General features: G+C 63.7%; 18 protein-coding genes. 10 read left to right on the top strand and 8 right to left on the bottom strand.

The window, feature by feature from the left end:
* Positions 1-64 precede the first annotated feature (64 nt).
* From FJ428_RS09715 to FJ428_RS09690, 4 genes are all read left to right on the top strand, one after another.
* On the top strand, positions 65-994 hold the full coding sequence (locus FJ428_RS09715) for a sugar ABC transporter permease (protein ID WP_140524307.1): 930 nt from the start codon (positions 65-67) through the stop codon (positions 992-994).
* A gap of 226 nt (positions 995-1,220) precedes the next feature.
* Positions 1,221-2,060 (top strand): carbohydrate ABC transporter permease, encoded by an 840-nt coding sequence (locus tag FJ428_RS09705; protein WP_140728776.1) that lies wholly within the window; start codon positions 1,221-1,223, stop codon positions 2,058-2,060.
* 241 nt (positions 2,061-2,301) lie between these two features.
* Positions 2,302-3,363 carry a Gfo/Idh/MocA family oxidoreductase gene (locus tag FJ428_RS09700; protein ID WP_140728777.1) on the top strand — a complete coding sequence of 354 codons (1,062 nt, stop codon included), beginning with the start codon at positions 2,302-2,304 and terminating at the stop codon, positions 3,361-3,363.
* A 226-nt stretch (positions 3,364-3,589) separates the two neighbouring features.
* Entirely contained in the window at positions 3,590-4,588 is a 999-nt protein-coding gene (locus tag FJ428_RS09690) for an ABC transporter ATP-binding protein (RefSeq protein WP_140879344.1), read from the top strand.
* Positions 4,589-4,775: 187 nt separating this feature from the next.
* On the opposite strand, the gene FJ428_RS09685 is transcribed toward FJ428_RS09690, so the two are convergent.
* From FJ428_RS09685 to FJ428_RS09660, 5 genes are all read right to left on the bottom strand, one after another.
* Positions 4,776-5,621, bottom strand: a complete 846-nt coding sequence (locus tag FJ428_RS09685; RefSeq protein WP_140514225.1) for a fumarylacetoacetate hydrolase family protein — start codon at positions 5,619-5,621, stop codon at positions 4,776-4,778.
* Between the two features lie 169 nt (positions 5,622-5,790).
* Complete coding sequence (locus FJ428_RS09680; protein ID WP_140625250.1) at positions 5,791-6,522, bottom strand: SDR family oxidoreductase; 732 nt, start codon at positions 6,520-6,522, stop codon at positions 5,791-5,793.
* Between the two features lie 179 nt (positions 6,523-6,701).
* On the bottom strand, positions 6,702-9,074 hold the full coding sequence (locus tag FJ428_RS09675) for an aldehyde dehydrogenase family protein (RefSeq protein ID WP_140879343.1): 2,373 nt from the start codon (positions 9,072-9,074) through the stop codon (positions 6,702-6,704).
* Between the two features lie 223 nt (positions 9,075-9,297).
* Positions 9,298-10,338 carry a deoxyribose-phosphate aldolase gene (deoC, locus tag FJ428_RS09665; RefSeq protein WP_140563721.1) on the bottom strand — a complete coding sequence of 347 codons (1,041 nt, stop codon included), beginning with the start codon at positions 10,336-10,338 and terminating at the stop codon, positions 9,298-9,300.
* Positions 10,339-10,545: 207 nt separating this feature from the next.
* The gene (locus FJ428_RS09660; protein ID WP_140563719.1) at positions 10,546-11,373 is read right to left on the bottom strand and encodes a ferredoxin--NADP reductase; all 828 of its coding nucleotides are present in this window, start codon (positions 11,371-11,373) and stop codon (positions 10,546-10,548) included.
* A 222-nt stretch (positions 11,374-11,595) separates the two neighbouring features.
* Between FJ428_RS09660 and FJ428_RS09655 the strand changes: the two genes are divergently transcribed.
* The 4 genes from FJ428_RS09655 to FJ428_RS09640 all read left to right on the top strand — a co-directional run bounded on the left by FJ428_RS09655 (position 11,596) and on the right by FJ428_RS09640 (position 16,259).
* A complete protein-coding gene (locus FJ428_RS09655; protein ID WP_140524293.1) occupies positions 11,596-13,680 on the top strand; it encodes a hydantoinase/oxoprolinase family protein in 2,085 nt (694 codons plus the stop codon).
* 1 nt (position 13,681) lies between these two features.
* Positions 13,682-15,367: a hydantoinase B/oxoprolinase family protein gene (locus FJ428_RS09650; RefSeq protein ID WP_140491573.1), complete on the top strand. Its 1,686-nt coding sequence runs from the start codon at positions 13,682-13,684 to the stop codon at positions 15,365-15,367.
* A gap of 105 nt (positions 15,368-15,472) precedes the next feature.
* Positions 15,473-15,679: a hypothetical protein gene (locus FJ428_RS09645; protein ID WP_140491571.1), complete on the top strand. Its 207-nt coding sequence runs from the start codon at positions 15,473-15,475 to the stop codon at positions 15,677-15,679.
* Between the two features lie 4 nt (positions 15,680-15,683).
* On the top strand, positions 15,684-16,259 hold the full coding sequence (locus tag FJ428_RS09640; protein WP_224519051.1) for a Fic family protein: 576 nt from the start codon (positions 15,684-15,686) through the stop codon (positions 16,257-16,259).
* A gap of 9 nt (positions 16,260-16,268) precedes the next feature.
* Here the strand turns inward: FJ428_RS09640 and FJ428_RS09635 are convergent, their stop codons facing one another.
* The 3 genes from FJ428_RS09635 to FJ428_RS09625 all read right to left on the bottom strand — a co-directional run bounded on the left by FJ428_RS09635 (position 16,269) and on the right by FJ428_RS09625 (position 18,920).
* Entirely contained in the window at positions 16,269-16,925 is a 657-nt protein-coding gene (locus FJ428_RS09635) for a methionine ABC transporter permease (protein WP_140491569.1), read from the bottom strand.
* Positions 16,906-17,994: a methionine ABC transporter ATP-binding protein gene (locus tag FJ428_RS09630; RefSeq protein ID WP_140491567.1), complete on the bottom strand. Its 1,089-nt coding sequence runs from the start codon at positions 17,992-17,994 to the stop codon at positions 16,906-16,908. Before FJ428_RS09630 ends, FJ428_RS09635 begins: the two co-directional genes overlap by 20 nt.
* Positions 17,995-18,065: 71 nt before the next feature.
* A complete protein-coding gene (locus FJ428_RS09625) occupies positions 18,066-18,920 on the bottom strand; it encodes a MetQ/NlpA family lipoprotein (RefSeq protein ID WP_140491565.1) in 855 nt (284 codons plus the stop codon).
* 748 nt (positions 18,921-19,668) lie between these two features.
* On the opposite strand from FJ428_RS09625, the gene FJ428_RS09620 reads away from it, so the two are divergent.
* Both FJ428_RS09620 and FJ428_RS09615 read left to right on the top strand, forming a co-directional pair.
* Complete coding sequence (locus FJ428_RS09620; RefSeq protein ID WP_140879342.1) at positions 19,669-20,763, top strand: transporter substrate-binding protein; 1,095 nt, start codon at positions 19,669-19,671, stop codon at positions 20,761-20,763.
* Positions 20,760-21,377: an ANTAR domain-containing protein gene (locus FJ428_RS09615; protein WP_140879341.1), complete on the top strand. Its 618-nt coding sequence runs from the start codon at positions 20,760-20,762 to the stop codon at positions 21,375-21,377. Before FJ428_RS09620 ends, FJ428_RS09615 begins: the two co-directional genes overlap by 4 nt.
* Positions 21,378-21,387 lie beyond the last annotated feature (10 nt).

Here is a 21,387-nt window from a genome sequence, read left to right as displayed (position 1 = left end):
AGGATGAGGGGCAGCGCTGTTGTCGAAAGCATTTTCCCAGACCTGATCGGTGGGGACCGAACTCATGGCCGCACAAGCACGACCGAAAAGACCGATCCGCTGGCATATCGCCGTCTTCCTGGCGCCGGCGGTGCTCGTCTATACGGCGATCATGATCCTGCCGCTCGCCGGCACTTTGCAGCTGTCGCTGTTCCGCAACATCGAGCAATCCCAGGTCTTCGTCGGGCTGGCAAACTTCCGCACCCTGTTCGGCGATCCAAACTGGTCGGTGAATTTCTGGAATGCGCTGCGCAACAATGTCTGGTTCTTCATCATCCACATGCTGGTGCAGAATCCGATCGGCGTACTGTTGGCCGCACTTCTGTCCAGTCCCAGGCTGCGCTTTTCGGCCTTTTACCGCACGGCGATCTTCGTGCCGACCATCCTGTCCTTCGTCATCGTCGGCTTCGCCTGGAAGCTGATCCTGTCGCCGCTGTGGGGCGTAGCGCCGCATATGATGGATCTGGTCGGCCTCAAAAGCCTGTTCACGCCGTGGCTAGGCAAGGAGCAGTATGCGCTGACCGCGCTTAGCCTGGTCTCGGTGTGGCAGTTCGTCGGCATCCCCATGATGCTGATCTACGCCGCGCTGCTGTCGATCCCCAATGAGGTCATAGAGGCGGCGGAATGCGATGGCATCACCGGCCTGTCGCAGTTCTGGAAGATCAAGCTGCCGCTGATCCTGCCCTCGATCGGCATCATCTCGATCCTGACCTTCGTCGGCAATTTCAACGCCTTCGACCTGATCTACACCGCGCAGGGCGCGCTCGCCGGGCCGAATTATTCGACCGACATTCTCGGCACCTTCCTCTACCGCGCATTCTTCGGCTTCCAGCTGCAGGTCGGCGACCCCAATATGGGCGCGACCATCGCCACGATCATGTTCCTGATCATCCTCGGCGGTGTCTGCGTCTACCTCTTCCTCATCCAGACGCGCCTGCGTCGATATCAGTTTTAGGGGGCGATATGTCGAGCTCGAGCACCCCCCTCTGTCCTGCCGGACATCTCCCCCGCAAGGGGGGAGATCAGCTGTTGTCACGGCCTTCGCCAGCCACCAGCGATGCAGGAGATGTGTCGGCGCCAAAGCTGCCAATCTCCCCCCTTGCGGGGGAGATGGCCGGCAGGCCAGAGGGGGGTGGCTGGGTGCTGTTCCTCGGCAAAGTAGCTCCTCAGGAGACCATCCAATGAGCACCGCCACCCGTTCGCTGCCCCGCACGATCGGCGCCCATGCGGTCCTGTTGACCTACACGGCGATCGCGCTGTTCCCGGTGATCCTTGTCATCATGAATTCGTTCAAATCCCGCGCCGGCATTTTCGGCGCGCCTTTGACGCCGCCGACGCCAAAGACCTTCGACCTGATCGGCTACACCACGGTGATCGGCCAGGGCGACTTCATCCACTACTTCCAGAACAGCCTCGTCGTCACGGTCGCCTCGCTGTTCTTCGTGCTGCTGTTCGGCGCCATGGCGGCATTCGCCCTGTCGGAATACCGTTTTCGCGGCAATACGCTGATGGGCCTCTATCTGGCGCTGGGCATCATGATCCCGATCCGGCTGGCCACCGTCGCCATCCTGCAATTGATGGTGGCGAGCGGGCTGGTCAACACGCTGACGGCGCTGATCCTGGTCTACACCGCGCAAGGCCTGCCGCTGGCCGTCTTCATTCTGTCGGAATTCATGAGGCAGGTGTCGGACGACCTGAAGAACGCCGGCCGCATCGACGGCCTGTCGGAATACACCATCTTCTTCCGGCTGGTGCTGCCGCTGGTGCGGCCATCGATGGCGACAGTCGCCGTCTTCACCATGATCCCGATCTGGAACGATCTGTGGTTCCCGCTGATCCTGGCGCCGTCGGAAGAGACCAAGACTGTGACCCTCGGCGCGCAGCTCTTCCTCGGCCAGTTCGTCACCAACTGGAACGCCATCCTGGCCGCGCTCTCGCTGGCGATCATGCCGGTGCTGATCCTCTACGTCATCTTCTCGCGGCAGCTGATCCGCGGCATTACGTCAGGAGCCGTCAAGTGAGCGGACAAATCTCTGTTGGAGCCTTCACCCCACCCGGCGCTTCGCGCCGACCTCCCCATCAAGGGGAGGTCGAAGGTCACGGCTTCATTCACGACGGCCAAGGGACACGTTTCGGAGAAGCCTCTTTGAGCGTGGCGGGGGTCACGCCGACGTCCTACCATCCCTCGATGGGGAGGTCGGCGCGTAGCGCCGGGTGGGGTGACACCCTCTCAAGAGAAATCAGGATATCTGGAGCAGCTCCGTGAACTCTGAATCCCCCCTTCGTGTCGTCGTCGCCGGCCTCGGCAATATGGGCCGCAGCCATGCGCTCGCCTATCACACCAATCCGGGCTTCGAGATCGCCGCGTTGATCAACCGCTCTGACGTGCCGCTGCCGGATGGGCTGTCGGGCTACGGCATCAGGCGCTCCTTCGACGATGCGCTGCGCGACGAAAAGCCCGATGTCGCCTGCATCGCCACCTATTCCGACAGCCACGCCGACTATGTGGTTAGGGCGTTCGAGGCCGGCTGCCATGTCTTCGTCGAAAAGCCCCTGGCGACGACGGTGGCTGACGCCAACCGCGTCGTCGCGGCCGCTAAGGCCAACGGCAGGAAACTGGTGATCGGCTATATCCTGCGCCACCACCCGTCCTGGATCAGGCTGATCGCCGAGGCGCGCAAGCTCGGCGGCCCTTATGTCTTCCGCATGAACCTCAACCAGCAATCCTCCGGCCACACCTGGGAGACGCACAAGCAATTGATGCGCACGACCTCGCCGATCGTTGACTGCGGCGTGCATTATCTCGACGTCATGCTGCAGATCACCGACGCCAGGCCGGTCGAGGTGCGCGGCATGGGCGTGCGGCTGACCGAGGAGGTGGCGCCCACGATGTACAATTACGGCCACCTCCAGGTGCTGTTCGATGACGGCTCGGTCGGCTGGTACGAGGCCGGCTGGGGACCGATGATTTCGGAGACCGCGTTCTTTGTCAAAGATGTCATCTCGCCGACGGGCTGCGTGTCGATCGTCATGAAGGAAGGCGTTAAGTCCGATGACATCGACACCCACACCAAGACGTCGACCATCCGCCTGCACAGTGCGAAAACCGGCGCGGACGGCACGTTCACCAAGCCGGACGAGATGCTGTCGATGGAGGGTGAACCCGGCCACCAGGATCTCTGCGATCTCGAACAGGCTTTTGTCCTCAAGGCGATCCGCGAGGATATCGATCTCACCCGCCATATGGACGACGCCGTGAAATCGCTCGCCGTCTGCCTTGCCGCCGATGAGAGCGTGCGCAGCGGGAAGGCGGTGCGATTGTGAAAAGGGAGCTATCGGCAGGGGTTGCGCTCTACGGCGCCCCCCTCTGTCCTGCCGGCCATCTCCCCCTCAAGGGGGGAGATCAGCTGTCGGCATGGCCTTCGCCGATCACAAACGTCAACAAGAGTGTGTCAGCGTCAAAGCTGCCAATCTTCCCCCTTGAGGGGGAGATGTCCGGCAGGACAGAGGGGGGTGCCCTGGCGCCCACTTATCAATTTGGAGGACTGCCGTGGGCTCGCTGAAGATCGAAAACGTGAAGAAGGCTTTCGGCCCGGTCGAGGTGCTGAAGGGCATCGACCTCGAAGTAACGGATGGCGAATTCGTCGTCTTCGTCGGCCCCTCGGGCTGCGGCAAGTCGACTTTGCTGAGGGTGATCGCCGGGCTGGAGGATTCGACCTCGGGCCGGGTGGTCATCGATGGCGCGGATGTCTCGGCCACGCCGCCGGCCAAGCGCGGCATCGCCATGGTGTTCCAGACCTATGCGCTCTATCCGCACCTGACGGTGAAGAACAATATGGGCCTTGGCCTCAAGCAGGCCGGCACGCCGGCGGCCGAGATCGACCGCCGCATCGGCATCGCTTCGTCCATGCTGTCGCTTGAGCCTTATCTGGAAAGGCGTCCCGCGGAACTCTCCGGCGGCCAGCGTCAGCGCGTCGCCATCGGCCGCGCCGTGGTGCGCGAGCCAAAGCTGTTCCTGTTCGACGAGCCTTTGTCCAATCTCGACGCGGCACTGCGCGTCAATACGCGGTTGGAAATCGCGCAGCTGCATCGCCGCCTCAAGGCGACGATGATCTACGTCACCCACGACCAGGTCGAGGCGATGACGCTGGCAGACAAGATCGTGGTGCTCAATGCCGGGAAAATCGAGCAGATCGGCGGACCGATGGAACTCTACAATTCGCCGGCGAACGAATTTGTCGCGGGCTTCATCGGCTCGCCGAAGATGAACTTCATCGACGGCGCCAGGCTTGGGGAAACCGCCAAGAGCATCGGCGTGCGGCCGGAGCATCTGACTGTCGACCCGAAATCCGGCGCCTGGAAAGGCACGGTAGTGCATGCCGAGCACCTCGGCGCCGACACCAATCTCTATCTCGACTGCGAGAAGGCCGGGCCGATCACCGTGCGCATTTTCGGTGTTTATGACGCCGAGCCGGGGGCGACACTTTATGCAACGCCGGATCCGGCGAAGACCTATCGGTTTGGCGCGGATGGGAAGGTGCTGAAGTAGTATCGCAACATAGGTTGGCGCTGCCCCTCATCCGCCTGCCGGCACCTTCTCCCCGTATAGTGACGGGGAGAAGGAAGATAGCTCCAGCGCCGGCGATTGGCGAAAGCAGCAACGACAGCGTCCTTCTCCCCGTTTTACGGGGAGAAGATGGCGGCAGCCAGATGAGGGGCGGCGCGACTCGTGAAAGTTATGCGTCAGCCCTGAACGTCTGCTTCTGCTGGCCCAACCCTTCGATGCCCAGCTCCACCACGTCGCCGGCCTTCAAGAACACCGGCGGCTTCATGCCCAATCCAACGCCGGGCGGCGTGCCTGTCGAAATGATGTCGCCGGGATGCAGCGACATGAACTGGCTGAGATAGGACACAAGATAGGCGACGCCGTAGACCATGGTCTTCGTCGAGCCGTTCTGCATGGTCTTGCCGTTGACGGTCAGCCACATCTTCAGGTTCTGCGGATCCGAGACCTCGTCCTTGGTCACCAGCCATGGGCCGGTCGGGCCGAACGTGTCGCAGCTCTTGCCCTTGGTCCATTGGCCCTGGCGCTCGGCCTGGAAGGCGCGCTCGGAGACATCGTGCGCGACGCAGTAGCCGGCGACATAATCGAGCGCATCGGCTTGGCTGACATATTTTGCCGTTTTGCCGATGACCACGCCGAGCTCGACCTCCCAGTCGGTCTTTTCCGAGCCGCGCGGGATCAGCACGTCATCGTCCGGTCCGACGATGGCCGAGCTGGCCTTCATGAAGATGATCGGCTCCGGCGGCACGGTGGCGCCGGTCTCGGCGGCGTGATCGGAATAGTTGAGGCCGATGCAGATGAACTTGCCGGTGCCGGCAACGCAGGCGCCGAGCCGCGGCTTGCCGGAAACCGCCGGCAGCGACTTTGCGTCGAGCTTGGACAGCATCTCCAGTGAGGCCGGGTGAAGCGTGGTGCCGGCAATGTCGGCGACATGGGCGGAGAGGTCGCGGATCGTCCCATCCGCATCGAGCAGGCCGGGACGTTCGCTCCCCACCTCGCCATAGCGCAGCAGTTTCATTTAAACCCTTCTCCTGGTTGCGGCCTCGCGGCCTTTTGCAAACTCTTCACCGAAACGAATGGCTCCCGTTGGGGAAGCCGGCGGACCGTACCACCGGCCTGATCCAGGGCAAGCGCGGACACCATATAGTGATCGCCGGTGAGCGGGATTTTCAGACTCCTCGATCCGGTCAGATCGACCAGCCACCATCGATATTGTAGGCCTGCCCGGATGTGTAGGTGGCGCCGGCCAGATAGACGGCCAGATCGGCGATTTCCTCCGGCGTGCCGAGCCGGCCCATCGGCTGGCGCGCGATGAAGGCGGCGCGCGCGGCTTCATAATCGCCCTGCGCGTGCATGCGATCCTGCAGCGACGGGCTCTCGACCGTACCAGGGCAGATGGCGTTGCAGCGTATGCCCTTGCCGACATAGTCGGCCGCGACTGCCTTGGTCAGGCCGATCACCGCAGCCTTGGTGACACCATAGGCGAAACGGTTCGGCACGCCCTTCTGCGAGCTCGCCAGCGAGGCCATGTTGATGATCGACCCGTCTGCGCGCTCCAGCATGCCGGGCAGCACGGCGCGGATGGTGCGGATCATGGCGCGGACGTTGAGGTTGAGAGCGAAATCGAGATCGCTGTCCTTCATCTCCAGGATCGAGCCGGAGTGGACGAAACCGGCGCAGTTGAACAGCACGTCGACGCGGCCGATCCCGGCGAAGGCGGTGTTGACCGCCTCGTCATTGAGCACGTCGACCTTGCGGGTCTTGATTCCTGCGGTCTTGGCGAGTTCCGCCAGCAGCGTCTCGTTGATGTCGGTGGCGTGGACCACGGCACCTGCCTTGGCGAAGGCCAGCGCGCTTGCCTTGCCGATGCCTTGCGCCGCTGCCGTGATGACGACGACCTTGCCTGCCAGATCCGCCATGCTGTTCTCCTTCTGGGTTAACTGCCTTTATCGGCGGCCTGCGAAGGCGTCATGTGCCAGTCACAGGCCATGATGTGGCCTGCTCTGTCAGTTCACAGATAAAGATGTTTTTTCTCGTTAAAGAACATAAGCCCGAGCGTCAAGCCCGAACCCGATCTCCATCGTGACAGCATGGAACGTCAGTCGCCGTAGGGCACCCAGACGTTCTTCACTTCGACGGCGCGGCGCAGCAAAGTATCGCCAGCGGCTTCTTCCGAGGCCCAGTGGAGGCTACGGCCATTGCCGCTCCAGATACGTTTGAGGTTGCCGACGGACTCGACCTCCGCCTTGGCGCAGGTGTCTCCATCGGCGAACAGCCAGAGCCCATCGACATCGTCATGCTTGGCCAGCACGCCGGCAAGTTCGGCCGTGCGTCCGGTGACGATGTTGATGGCGCCGGCAGGCACGTCGGAATATTCGATGACCTGATAGAGATCGGTGGCGAGCAGCGGATGGCGCTCCGAAGGCACCGCGACCACCGTGTTGCCCATTGCCAGCGCCGGCGCGACCAGTGAGATGAACCCGAGCAGCGGCTGATTGTCGGGCGCGACGATGCCGACGACGCCAACCGGCTCATGCAGCGCCAGCGTCACCGCCCGTGCCGGTGGCTGGTGCACGCGCCCCTCGAACTTGTCGGCAAGTCCGGCATAGAGAAACAACCGCTCGATCGACTGGTCGACCTCCTCGCGTGCCGCCTTGGCGGTCGCGCCCGTGAGCTGGACGAGACGGGCGGCGAACTCCTCCGCCCGGCCGGAGAGGTTTTCCGCCAGATAGTAGAGCACCTGTGAGCGGTTGTAGGCGGTCGCCTCCGGCCAGCTCTTGCAGGCCCGCGCCGCGGAGACGGCATCGCGTATATCCTTGCGGTTGCCCAAGCCGACTTCGCCGGCAAGCTTGCCCTTGGCGGTGACAACCGCCAGCGAGTAGTTGCCATCGGGCCGAACCTGTTTGCCGCCGATGAACAGTTTTGCCGTCCGGTCGATTGCTGCGCCATCGGCCTGTTCAACGGGTTGTGCCGAGACTGTCGCCGGCTTGATGACCGGGCCGAGCGGCAGCTTTGCCGTGAGATATTCGAACATGCCTTCGCGCCCGCCCTCGCGGCCGAAACCGCTCTCGCGGTAGCCGCCGAAGCCGCAGGCGGCGTCGAACATATTGGTGCCGTTGACCCAGATCACGCCGGCCTTCAATTGCGGTGCGACGTGCAAAGCGAGGTTGACGTTTTCGCTCCACACCGAAGCGGCAAGGCCATAGCGGGTGTTGTTGGCGAGCTCGATCGCTTCCTCGGTGTTGCGGAACGTCATGGTCGCCAGAACGGGGCCGAATACTTCTTCCTGGGCGAGAATATTAGCCGGCGAAACGCCGGTAGCGAGGGTCGGCAGATGGTAATAGCCGGATGAGGGCAGCGCCGCATCCGGCTGCCAGCAGACCGCCCCCTGTTTTGCGCCCTCGGCGACCAGGCCCTTGACGCGATCGAGCTGCGTCAGATCGACCAGCGGGCCGATATCGGTGTTCTTGTCCAGCGGGCTGCCGACGCGCAGCCGGCTCATCCTGACCTTGACCTTGGCGATGAAGGCGTCGGCGATGCCCTCCTGCACCAGCAGCCGCGAACCGGCGCAGCAGACCTGTCCCTGGTTGAACCAGATGCCGTCGACCAGACCTTCGACGGCGCTGTCGAGATCGGCATCCTCGAACACGATGAAGGCCGACTTGCCGCCAAGCTCCAGCGACAGCTTCTTGCCCGAGCCGGCGGTAGCCTTGCGTATGATCTTGCCGACTTCCGAAGACCCGGTGAAGGCGATCTTCTGGATGCCGGGGTGGTTGACGATGGCCGCACCCGCTTCCGGGCCGCCCTGCACGATGTTGACGACGCCTTTCGGCACGCCGGCGCGTTCGCAGATTTCGGTGAACAGGATGGCTGTCAGCGGCGTGAACTCGGCCGGCTTCAGCACCACCGTGCAGCCGGCGGCCAGCGCCGGCGCGATCTTCCAGGCCAGCATCAGCAGCGGAAAGTTCCAAGGGATGATCTGGCCGACGACGCCGACGCCCTTGTGGCCGGGGAAATCCTTGTCCAGCGCCTGCGCCCAGCCGGCGTGATGGATGAAGTGGCGGATCGCCAATGGCACATCGATGTCGCGGCTCTCACGGATCGGTTTGCCATTGTCGATTGTCTCAAGCACCGCGAACAGGCGCTGGTGGCGCTGCATGGCGCGGCCGATGGCATAGAGCACTTTTGCCCTGGTATAGCCCGAGGGGGCCGACCATTTCGGCAGCGCCTTGGTGGCCGCCGCGACCGCGGCGTCGATGTCGGCGGCTCCGGCATCCGAGACCTTGGCCAGCAGCTTGCCGGAAGAAGGCTCGCTGGTCTCGAAGGTCTTGCCGCCGCCAGCCGCCTTCCAGGTGCCGTCGATGAACAATGCCTTGGAAAAATCGCGCGCGGCAAGCCAGGCGTCGGCCTCGTTGCGGGCTTCCGGCGCCGGACCGTATTCCATGGCGTGATAGCGTTCGAGAATGTTCATGGGGCCCTCCAGATAATTGCCTCGGCAAGCGCTCTGTCGCGCCCCCCTCTGTCCTGCCGGACATCTCCCCCACAAGGGGGGAGATTGGCAGTTTCAGCGTGTCGCTGCCCTTGCGACGTTGAAAATGGACGAAAACAAGGAAGCGCGTGATCTCCCCCCGTGTGGGGGAGATGTCCGGTAGGACAGAGGGGGGCGCCGTAGGGCTCCACGTTCGAGCCCTGACTCAAGCCATCGCGTGGCGGTGATTGGCCGAATAGTGCCCGGTCAGGTGATGTTCGAGTTGCCGCTCGATGTCTGTCAGCAGGCTCGAGGCGCCGAAGCGGAACAGATCCGGTTCCAGCCACGGCCGGCCGAGTTCTTCCTTCATCAGCACCAGCCAGTCGAGCGACACCTTGGCGGTAGAAATGCCGCCGGCCGGCTTGAAGCCGATGAGATAGCCGGTTTCCTCGAAATAGGCCCTGATGGCGCGCACCATGGCAAGGCCGACGGGCAGCGTGGCGTTGACGCTTTCCTTGCCGGTCGAGGTCTTGATGAAATCGGCGCCCGCCATCATTGCCACCATAGAGGCCAGCATCACATTCCGCAGCGTGGCGAGGTCGCCGGTGCCGAGAATGACCTTCAGATGCGCATCGCCGCAGGCAGCGCGCATCGAGACGATCTCGTTGTAGAGCTCGCGCCATTTGGCCCCGAACACCAGGCCGCGCGGGATGACGACGTCGATCTCGTCGGCGCCGTCGCGCACCGAGGCCTCGATCTCCTGGAGGCGGGTCGACAGTGGCGCAAGACCATGCGGGAAGGCGGTGGAGACGGCGGCGACATGGATGCCGGTGCCGCGCACGGCGTCGACCGCGGTGGCGACGAACGGATGATACACGCAGACGGCGGCCGGGCGGATGGGTTCGCCCGCAATGCCCAGGCCCTCGGCGATGTCGCGGCGCAGCGGATTGATCGCTTTGGCGCAAAGCCGGCGCACGCGCTCTTCCGTGTCGTTCGAGTTGAGCGTCGTCAGGTCCATGCAGGCTATCGCCCGCAGCAGCCAGGCCGCCTGGTCGTCGGCCTTGATCGAGCGCCGCTTGGTCAGGCTGGCGACGCGCCGTTCCAGCGCCGAGCGGTTGACGCTGCGCACCGACTCCAGAAAGCCGAGGTCGAGCTTCATGCCGGGATTGCGCGCGATGCGATGATCCAGCGGGAGGGCGGTGTTGGCGGCGGCGCGCGCCGGCAGCGGCATCACCTTGGCCTCGGCCTCGCGGATTGTGCTGCTCATCTCCTGCCCTTTCACTCAGCGACTGCGCCTATGTCTTGGTGTGTATCGTCTTCCCAAACCGCTCGGCACTTTTGGGCGACACGCACGAAGATAGCCCGCGAAGCCGCGCTTCACGAGTCCTCAAGCGAGGGATAGCTGAAAAAGGCCGCGAAAGCAGCTAATTTTTGACCAGAAGGTCAAAAGGTCGATCGCCGGGAAGAGCAGGCCTCAGCCGACGAAGGCGCGCTCGACGACAAAAGTCGAGGGATGGCTGAGCGAGCCTTCCTGGAAACCGAGGCTCTCGGCCATTTCCTTGACGTCCTTTAGCATATGCATCGAGCCGCAGATCATGATGCGGTCGGTCTCGGGATTGAGCTTCTCGATGCCGAGGTCGGCGTAGAACTTGCCGGAGCCGATGAGCGCGGTGATACGGCCCATGCGCGCCGACTCCTCGCGGGTCGTGGAGTTGTAGAGCGTGACACGGCCGCCGGTCAGTTCGCCGATCAGCGGGTCGCTTTCGAGCGTCGCCACCAGTTCCTGGCCATAGGTCAGCTCGGCATTGTCACGGCAGGTGTGGGTCAGGATCAGCTGCTCGAATTTTTCATAAGTGTCAGGGTCACGCAGCAGGCTGGCGAAGGGCGCGATGCCGGTGCCGGTGGAGATCATGAACAGCCGCTTGGCCGGCGTCAGCGCGTCGACCACCAGCGTGCCGGTCGACTTCTGGCGCATGATGACGGTGTCGCCGACCTGGATCTTCTGCAACTCCGAGGTCAGGGGGCCGTCCGGTACCTTGATGGAAAAGAATTCCAGCTCTTCGTCCCAGGCCGGGCTGGCCACCGAATAGGCGCGGAACACCGGCTTCTCGGCATTGGGCAGGCCGATCATGACGAATTCGCCGGAACGGAAGCGCAGCGACTGCGGACGGGTGATGCGGAACGAGAACAGCCGGTCGGTGTAGTGCTTCACCGAGACCACGGTTTCGGCATAGACATTGGCTGGAATCGGAAATTGCAGCGGGCGGGCGCCGGCGGTGTTGAACGCGGATGTGGTGTTCATCAAATCCAACCTTCTGGCCCAACTCACGAACGCGGGCGCCAAACCTTATTCCTGCGCGCCCGGACCGTTCAGGTTCCGGCGTGCTGCTCGCACACTCCAAAGCGGTAAGCTCTTGTGTCCGGAATTTATTAGTATACAAACGATATTTGCGTCAAGATGCCGCCGTAAAACACCTTTCCAAACTGTGACATATCCGTAGTCCCAGCATTTCGGGTTTCGACAATGAAAGAGAATTTTTCGGTGCAGCCGCCGGATTCCCTGGGCAGTGTCGTCGCCGGCATCGACGTCGGCGGAACCTTCACCGATCTGCTTCTGATTGATGGCAAGGATGGCGGGCGGGTACATATCGCCAAGACGCCCACGACCGTCGACAACCAGGCCTTCGGCGTCGTTTCGGCACTCGATACCACCGGCTTTCCGATCGACGGCATCGATCTTATCGTGCATGGCACGACGACAACCACCAACGCGGTGCTCGAACGCCGGCTGGCGAAGACCGGCATGATCACCACGCGCGGCTTTCGCGACGTGATCGAGCTCGGCCGGCGCACGCGGCCGCAGCCCTATGGCATGACCGGCACCTTTGTTCCGGTCATCCCGCGCAACCTGCGGCTCGAAGTGTCCGAGCGCGTCGAGGCGTCGGGAGCGGTACGCATGCCACTCGACGAAGCCGAAATGCGCGAGGCGGTGAAGGCGCTGATCGATGCCGGCTGCGAATCCCTGGTCATCCACTTCCTGCATTCCTACGCTAACCCTTCGCACGAGCGGCGCGCCGCCGAGATCGCCGCCGAACTCTGGCCGAACGACTACATCACCGCGGGTCATGCGCTGCTGTCGGAAGCGCGCGAATTCGAGCGCGGCGTCACCGCCTCGGTCAACGCTTCGGTGCAGCCGATCCTCGAGCGCTATGTCGAGCGGCTGCGCAAGGAACTCGCCGACAAAGGCTACGCCCGCGACTTCCTGATCATGAACGGCAATGGCGGTATGATCTCGGCCCGCTTCGTCACACGTGAATCGGCCAAGACCGTGATGTCCGGCCCGGCCTCGGGCGTCATCGCCGCCGCCTACACGGGCAAGCGCGCCGGCTTCGAAAATCTCGTCACCTACGACATGGGCGGCACCTCGACCGACGTGGCGCTGATCCGCAACGCCGAACCGGCGGTTTCGAACGAGATCGAGATCGAATACGCCATGCCCATCCATGTGCCGATGGTGGCGGTGCACACGGTCGGCGCCGGCGGCGGCTCGATCGCGCGCGTCGACGCGGCAGGCCTGATCCAGATCGGCCCGGAAAGTGCCGGCGCCAATCCAGGCCCGATCTGCTACGGCCGCGGCGGCCTGCAGCCGACCATCACCGACGCCAATCTGGTGCTCGGCCGGCTGGCGTCGAAGAAGCTGCTTGCCGTCGACAATCCGGTCACATCAGAGCGTGTCACCGGAATTTTCGCCGACAGGATCGGCAAGGCGACGGGCTTGTCCGGCGTCGAAGCAGCCGGCGCGGTGCTCAGGCTCGGCAACATGAAGATGGCCGGCGCCATCCGCATGGTGTCGGTGTCGCGCGGCCACGATCCGCGCGATTTCGCGCTGTTCGCCTTCGGCGGCGCCGGCCCGCTGCACGCCACCGCTCTGGCGCGCGAACTTGGACTGCCCCGGGTGCTGGTGCCGGCACGGCCCGGCATCACCAATGCGCTCGGCTGCGTCGTCGCCGATCTGCGCCATGATTTCGTCAACACCATCAACCGGCCGGTAGGCGTTCTTGATGAAAGCCAGCTCCATCGGGTTTTGGAACGGCATCGAAACGAAGGCGAGGAGCTGATCGCCAAGGAGGCGGTGAAACCGCAGACCATCCGCGTCACCCATTCCGCCGACATGCAGTTCGTCGGCCAGACCCACATCATCAACGTGCCGCTGCCGTCCTCGTCGGTGACCCGGCAGGAGCTGCAGGCGCTGTTCGAAAAGGCCTATTTCGCGCGCTTCAAGGTCGAGCTGCCGGAAATCCGCGCCAATCTGGTCAACTTGAACACCTCGGTGACGGGTGTCAGGCCGGCGATCGATCTGTCGCGGCTGATCGACCCCGCCGGGCGGGCAAAGACGCTCGACGAGGCCCGGCGCGAGATCCGGCCGGTCTGGTACAGCGGGCGCTGGCATGACACGCCCGTATACGCACGCGAAGAACTGCCGCTCGATGTGATCATCGAAGGGCCCGCGATCCTCGAACAGATGGACGCTACCACGGTGCTCGAACCCGGCGACCGTGCCCGCTCGGACGCCGACGGCAACATCATCATCGACATTGGCGAGGCCTGAGATGCAAAAGCTCGACGCCATCACGCTCTCGGTTCTCCAGGCAGCCCTGCAGCAGGTCTGCGATGAGATGGACCTGACCTTTTCCCGCGCCGCCTTCTCACCTGTCATCGCCGAGGCCAATGACCGCTCCGACGGCATCTATTCGGCCGTCGACGGCTCGCTGATCGCGCAAGGCAGCCAGGGCCTGCCGGTATTCGTCGGCGTCATGCAATATTCGACCAGGACGGTGATCGAGATGATCGCCGACGGCCGCTGCCTGGCCCCGGAGCCGGGCGATATCTACATCGTCAACGACCCGTATCTCGGCGGCACGCATCTGATGGACGTGCGCTTCGTCATGCCGGTCTACCGGGACGGCAAGATTTTCTGTTGGCTGTCCAACACCGGTCATTGGCCCGACATTGGCGGTTCGGTGCCCGGCGGCTTCTCGGCTTCGGCGACGGCGGTCGAGCAGGAAGGCTTGCGGCTGCCGCCGGTCAAACTGTTCAAGAAAGGCGTACTCGACCCGGAGATCTACGCCATCATCTGTTCGAACATCCGCGTCGCCGACCAGCGCATCGGCGACATCAGGGCGCAGGCTGCCGCACTGCTGATCGGCCAGGATCGGCTCAATGGAATTCTGGATCGTTACGGAGACGAAACCGTTGTCGAGGCGATCGCAGAACTGCGCCGCCGCGCCGCCGAGCAGATGCGCGCCAACATAGCGGCCATTCCCGACGGGACGTACCGCTCGAAGGCCTTCGTCGATTCCGACGGCGTGGTCAACGAGCCGCTGACCATCGCGCTCACCGTCGAGAAGAAGGACGACACCCTGACTTTCGATTTCGCCGGCTCGTCAAAGCCCTGCGCGGGGCCGATGAACAGCGTGCTGGCGACCACCTTGTCCTCGGTTTATCTCGCCATGCGCCATATCTTCCCCGATGTGCCGATCAGCGCCGGCGCCTTCGAGCCGCTCGAGGTCAAGCGGCCGGAGGGTACCTTCCTGGATGCCAGATATCCCCGCCCGGTCTCGGGCTGCGCCGCGGAAGTGTCGCAGCGCATCGCCGAGGCGGTGTTTGCGGCCATGGTGCAGGCGCTGCCCGACAAGGTAACGGCGGCGCCCGCCGGCTCCAGCGGCAATTTCGCGCTCGGCGGCAACGATCCGGCGCGCGGCCGCGACTATGTCATGTACCAGATCTCTGGTGGCGGCTATGGCGGCAATGCCGGCCATGACGGGCTGACCAATGGCTGCTCGACCATCGGCATCTCCAAGTCGCCGCCGGTCGAGATCATGGAGCAGGCCTTTCCGGTGCTTTACCGTCACTATGCGTTGCGCGAGGGCTCGGGCGGCGCCGGCAAACATCGCGGCGGCTTTGGCCTTGCCTACGAGGTCGAGATCCTGCGTGGAGAAGCCCGCGCCTCCTTTGTCATGGACCATGGCCGCTTCGGCCCGCAAGGCGCGCTCGGCGGCCGGGATGGCGAGCCCAACACGGTGGCCGTCATCCGCGACGGGAAGGAACATGTGCCGCCGCACCTCTCCAAGGAGCAGGACATCGCGCTCAAGGCCGGTGACCGCGTCCGCGTCGGTACGCCGGGTGGTGGCGGCTACGGCGATCCGCGTGAGCGCGATCCGGAACTGGTGGCTCAGGACGTCAGGCTTGGTTATTATACGGCTGAACAGGCCAGGGATTTGTTCGGCGCCGCATGAACTCGCTGGCGCCTTGTTCGACCCGGAGGAGTAAGGCCGCGGCCTGGTCCGGCTTGCTCGGAAATCGTTTTGGCCTCTCCTGCGGGTCCATGATATGATTTGCGAATGAAGTATCTTAATTCAAGAACCGGCCGCTCAGCCAAGACGGGTCATTTCGTGCTGACGAGAGCGCATGGCGAGAAAATCAGCGCTGTCGAAGGTATGAAGTTGTCGTCCCGCATGGCGAAAATACTCAACCATAGTGTGCGGCAAGGGTTGTCCGGTGACGAGCGGCGCTCGCTGATCAAAGAAGAAATCCGCAAAAAGAAATAGGCCGTTGGTCTACGCTGCCGAGTTCGATCCACTCTGCTACCCCGGCACGACCGTGCTTATGAATCTGCTTGATATCCGCGAGCAGGCAGAGCTCGATGAGGTCGAGCTCGCCTTGTTCCTGACTCGCGCGGACGAGCCCCTTCCGGCAGGCGAACTCGACTACCGTCACTATCTCCACCTGCATCGGCACCTGTTCCAAGACGTGTATGCTTGGGCCGGTCAGCCGCGCACCATCCGGATGGGCAAGGGTGGCAGCTGGTTTTGCTATCCCGAGCACATCGCCAGCGAGATGGTTCGGGTGTTCCGTGAACTTGGCGACCCCGACTCCTTGGCAGACCTAGACAGCCTCGGTTTTGCGAGGCACGTGGCCCACGTCATTGCGGAGATCAATGCCGTTCATCCCTTTCGCGAAGGCAACGGCCGTACCCAACTCACCTTCCTTGCGATGCTTGCTGAACATGCGGGCTTCACATTCAACGCCGATATCCTGGAGCGAGATCGCGTTATTCAGGCGATGATTGACAGCTTCGGTGGTTCCGAGGCGCCGCTTCAAACGCTTATCGAAGACATCATCGCGTAGCTCAGCCGCTCACCCCCTCCGGTCCAGCTTCGCCACCAGCCGGTCGCCCACCCACTGGATGCCGCAGACCAGGATGATCAGCACGATCACCACGGCGATCATCACTGACGTCTCGAACCGCTGGTAGCCGTAGCGGATGGCGAGGTCTCCGAGGCCGCCGGCGCCGATCGCGCCGGCCATGGCGGAGGCGCCGACCAGCGTCACCAGCGTCACGGTGAAGCCCGCGACGATGCCTGGCAGCGCTTCCGGCACCAGCACCTCGCGGATGATCGTCCAGCGGTTGCCGCCCATGGCGCGCGCCGCCTCGATCAGGCCATGGTCGACCTCGCGCAGCGACACTTCGGCGATGCGCGCGTAGTAGGGCGTGGCGGCGATCGACAGCGGCACGATCGCCGCCCAGGTGCCGATCGAGGTACCGACGATCAGCCGCGTCACCGGGATCAGCGCCACCAAAAGGATGATGAACGGCACCGACCGGAAGCCGTTGATGACTGCGCCGAGCACGCGGTTGACCCACAGGCTTTCGGCGATGCCGCCGCGTTCGGTGGCGATCAAGGCGAGACCAAGCGGCAGGCCGAAAACCAGCGAGATGAGGCCGGAAGCGGCCGTCATCAGCACCGTCTCCCAGATCGACCGCAGCAGAAGCTCAAACAGGATCGGCGACATGGCCAAGCACCTCCACCCGCGCCTGGCGCGATTTCAGGAATGCGATCACTCGCGCGAGATGGCTTGCATCGCTGCCGGGGACAGACAGGAACAGTGTGCCCACCGGCTGCTGCTGGATATGGTCGATGCCGCCATGGACGAGGCGGAACGTGCCAGGCACGAGCGTCGCGAGATCGGACAAGAGCGGGCTTTGCGCGGCCTCCCCGGCCACATCCACGCGCAGGATCGTCTCCGCGCCGGTCGCGGGCAGCAGCCGGGCCAAGAGCTCGGCCGGCAGTTGCGGCCGGATGGCGCCAAGCAGGCTTTTCGTGATCGGCGACCGCGGCTCGGCAAACACCGACCAGACCGGGCCTTGCTCGACGAAGCGCCCGGCGTCGATCACCGCCACGCGGTCGCCGATCGAGCGGATCACCTCCATCTCATGGGTGATCAAAAGGATGGTCAGGCCAAGCTGCCGGTTGATGTCCCTCAGCAAGGCGAGGATGGACCGCGTCGTCTCCGGGTCAAGCGCGGAGGTGGCTTCATCCGACAACAGCAGCGCCGGCCGCGCGGCCAGCGCCCTGGCGATGCCGACGCGCTGCTTCTGCCCACCCGACAGCGATGCCGGATACGCCTTTGCCTTCTCCGACAGGCCGACCAGTTCAAGCAGTTCGGCGGCGCGGCGCAGCCGCTCCGCCTTCGGGCGGCCCTCGATCTTGAGCGGCAGCGCCACATTGTCCTCGACGGTCTTGGCCGACAAAAGGTTGAAATGCTGGAAGATCATGCCGATGCGCCGCCGCAGCGGCTGCAGGTCGCGCTCGCCGAGCCGGCTGATCTCGCGGCCTTCGATGAAAACCTCGCCGGAATCCGGCCGCTCCAGTCCGTTCAGGCAGCGGATCAGCGTCGATTTGCCGGCGCCGCTGCGTCCGATGATGCCGAGGATCTCCCCCTTGCGCGCCGTCAGCGAAATGCCGTCGAGTGCCGCCGTCGCGCCGAAGCGGCGCTTCAGGTCGACGAGCCGCACCACGTCTTGCGGCGGTGGGCCTGTGCCCTCCATGGCTTCTGCGGTTGCTGAGAAATGCTGGTTCATGCGCGGATCCCGAATACGATCGCGGCCCGCGCACCGCGCGGACCGCCTTCATGTCAAATGCACTAACAGCCTCAATAGGCGCTGAGGCCGGTGCCCTTGTAGACCTTGTCGAACTCGGCTTTCACCGCCTCGTTCTGGTAGGAGGCGACCAGCGTCTTCACCCAGGGCTCGTTCTCATTGCCAACCTTGACCGCGATGAAGTTGCGGTAGGGGTTGTCGGCGATAGGCTCCTGCGCGATACGGTTTTCCGGTGTCAGGCCGCTCTTCAGCGCCCAGTCGGTGTTGACCACGGCGGCATCGAGATCCTCGACGGAGCGGCCGACAATGCCGGCGTCAAGCTCCTTGATCTCGACCTTCTTCGGGTTTTCCGCGATGTCGGCGGTGGTGGCGAGAATGCCGGTGCCGTCCTTCAGTTTAATCACGCCCTCGTTCTGCAGCACGCGCAGCGCCCGGCCTTCATTGGAGGGATCGTTCGGCACGCCGATCACCGCGCCCTCGGGCAGGTCGGCGATCTTCGTATATTTCTTGGAGTAGAGGCCGATCGGCCAGACGCCGGTATAGCCGACGCGCACGATGTGGTAGCCCTGTGTCTTGATCTGGTTGTCGAGATAGGGCTGGTGCTGGAAGGCATTGGCGTCGATCTCGCCGCGTTCCAGCGCCTCATTGGGCTGGGTGTAATCGTTGAAGACCACGGTTTCGATGCTGAGGCCCTTTTGCGCCGCCTGGGCGACGACGACGCGCCAGACATCCTCGTCCTCGCCGCTGATGATGCCGACCTTGATCGCCTTCTTGTCCTCGGCGAACGAAGCGCTGGGCGCAATCAGCCCGGCGACCGCGACCGCCGAAGCGAAAAGCAAGCCAAGACCCGCGCGGCGGTTGAAATATGACGAGAGGGAAGACGACAAGGTGTTCCTGAAATCGGACATGATGGATCTCTGCGGTTGCGAAGTCACAAGCCGGGCGGAACGCCAAGCCTTGTCCAGATCATCAGAAACTCTAGGGATATTATCAAAGAACCGCGTTCCCGGTTCGCCCGGAAGCCCGGAATATTCTCTCAAAATTTTCTGAACGGCGAGCACGGTAGCCTAGCCGCCGCGCCAAACGGGCCGCAGCGCCGCGGTTGAGCTGACGAACGCACTTTCCCGTAGTGTCCCGGTTGCGATCTGGCCGGTCTGCTGGCGCATTCCGCTCTGAATCCCTATATGCCTAGAGGAAAGCACAGGAGATTTCATGATAGCCAAATACACAACCGCTGAAGAAATGGCTCAAACCGTAGGCGTTGAGCCGACAGCATTCCGTGAAGCGCTACGCAGTGCTAAGTTTCCCCGTAAACGCGGCACTGACTGGGAAGTGACAATCGGCGGCCCGGCATACTCAGGAATGCGTACCGTCCTAGCATCTCTCATACGGCGCAAGGCGGCCTGATTCCGACCGGTCCAAAAGGTCACATGTTCTTTTCAATCGCGCCGCTTTTCCATAGGAGTTTGGCTAGGATCGCGACAAGCGCGGCGTCTAATTTCAAACTGAGACACTACCCACTTTCCCGCTTGACTGCGTGGTGGCACGGAATAGTTTAGGCTGAAAATACCGGCCCTGATCGCCGGGCGGCAAGAATGCCTCGTATGCCTCGCCCTCCGGCGGTGGCTGCGGGGCATTGTTATTTTGGGGATCTGTTTGAAACGGCGTATCGAGATCGGCATCCTCTATTCCCGCTCGGGAAGCTACCAGCTCGTCTCCGATGCGTGCCGGATGGGCGCCATGCGCGCCATCGCCGACACCAATGCCGACCGCGGCTCGGGTATCGAACTGATGCCCGTCGAGCGTGACCCGCAAAGCAATGCCGATCGCTATGCGACGCTCTGCGAGGACATCTTCAAGACCAGCAGCGCCCGCCATGTCGTCGGCTGCGTCACTTCCTGGAGTCGCAAGGAGACCATTCCGGTGCTGGAAAAAGCCGGCGGCATGCTCTGGTACGCCTGCCCCTATGAAGGCTTCGAGGCCAACGAGCACGTCGTCTACATGCACGCTTGCCCAAACCAGCATCTGGTGCCGCTGATGGCCCATGTCGTGCCCCGCTTCGGCGCCAACGGCTTCCTGCTCGGCTCGAACTACATCTGGGGCTGGGAGATGAACCGCGTGGCGCGCGACCTGATCGCGGATGCCGGCGGCAAGGTTCTGGGCGAGCGCTATCTGCGCATAGGCGAGACCGACGTGTCGCGGTTGATCGCCGAGATCCGGGCGACGCGGCCGAACTTCGTCCTCAACAACCTGATCGGCACCTCCTCCTACGCCTTCCTGGCGGCCTACCGCGACCTGGGCGTTGAGGACTCGGCCTTCAGCCCCGAGGTGTGCCCGGTCATCTCCTGCAACCTCACCGAGGGTGAGCTGCCGGCGATCGGCGAAACCGGCAAGGGGCATTTGTCGGTCGGGCCGTATTTCGCGCCTCGCCCGGCGGCCTTCGCCTCGTCTTTCGAGGCCTCCGCCTATGCCTCCGTGCAAGTGATGGCCGACGTGCTCTCGCGTGATCCCGACGCCGGTCCGGCGGAATTTTCCAAGGCCTTCGCCGAACGGCGCTTCTCCACCCGGCTCGGCCCGATTGCTATCGACGCTCATTCCCAGCACGCAACGCTGCCGGTAATCATCGGCCGGATCGCCGACGGCTTCTTCGAGGTCGTCAGCCGGCAGCACGAGGTCGCGCCGGATCCGTATCTGTCACGCTATGACCCGGCCAAAACATTCGGCCGGCCGCGCCTGAGGGTGGTGTCGTGACCAGGCCATCGCGCATCCCGAATCTCGGCGGCGCCAGGGCATTCATCCTGCATCGCCCGCACCCGACCGTGCAGGCCATCACCAGGCAGTTGTCCGCCATCGGCCTGGTCACCGTCGACTGCTGGCCCGAACTGCCGCCTGAAGCGCTGGCTGCCGATTTCGTGTTCTTCGACGCCGATCTCGGTTTCGACGAGCAATTCCCGTGGAAGGCCGGCGAGGCGCCGATGCCGCTGGTGGCGCTGATCGGTTCGGAGGCGCCCGGCCGCATCGAATGGGCTCTCTCGCACAAGGCCGATGCGCAGCTCCTGAAGCCGGTCGGCACCGCCGGCGTCTACAGCGCGCTGCTGATCGCAAGGCAGAGTTTCGAGGCGCGAAAACATTTGGCCGGCGAGATCGCCACGCTGCGCCAGCGCGTCGCCGAGCGCCAGACCATCGTGCGCGCGGTCGCGGCACTGTCGAAAGGCGCCGACGACGATCGCGCCTATGCGCAGCTTCGCTCGCTGGCGATGAGCTGGCAGATCAGCGTGGAGGATGCGGCGCGCCGCATCGTGGCAATGATGAGTGAGGAAGTAACGGGTGAGGAAGGCGGCGATGACCACTCCCATCGCGCCTGACCTCCCGGCG

Origin of the sequence: Mesorhizobium sp. B2-8-1, assembly GCF_006440955.1 — a bacterium.
In the GTDB taxonomy this organism is placed as follows: Bacteria; Pseudomonadota; Alphaproteobacteria; order Rhizobiales; family Rhizobiaceae; genus Mesorhizobium.
Note: the sequence above shows the minus strand (reverse complement) of the source record. Positions and strands in the feature narration are given on the sequence as shown.